1 protein-coding gene is annotated in these 352 nt (G+C 35.8%); it reads left to right on the top strand.

Annotated features, from left to right (window positions below; all coding sequences use genetic code 11):
- Positions 1-132: 132 nt before the first annotated feature.
- Positions 133-352 (top strand): CsbD family protein (locus FDX22_RS30560; protein WP_222592534.1); only part of this gene is annotated, 220 nt, incomplete at its 3' end.

Below are 352 nucleotides of genomic sequence, written 5' to 3'. Positions count from 1 at the left end.
TAGTTCTTGAATCTATACTAAATAAAATCATTAGAACATTTTAATATATGTCAAGTCATTATCAGCGATTTGCATGTGTATTTATTCTAACTGCTATACTTTATAGATCCCTAATTATTGGAGATTTAGTTTATGTTTGGTACAAACAAAAATAAAAGCCAAGTTATTCATGGTGAGCTAGAGGAAAGTTATGGTGAAGCTCTGGAGTCACCTGAACATAAATTTAATGATACGGCAAGAAAATACGCATCCAAAGCAAACGATGCTATGCGAGCCAGTACAGATAACATCAAGAGCCAGATAGAGTCCAATCCAATAACGTGCGTCGCTGTAGCCGCGACCACCGCATTTA

Source organism: Citrobacter sp. TBCS-14, from assembly GCF_005280805.1.
In the GTDB taxonomy this organism is placed as follows: Bacteria; Pseudomonadota; Gammaproteobacteria; order Enterobacterales; family Enterobacteriaceae; genus Citrobacter; species Citrobacter gillenii.
This window is presented reverse-complemented; position numbering and strand designations above follow the sequence as displayed.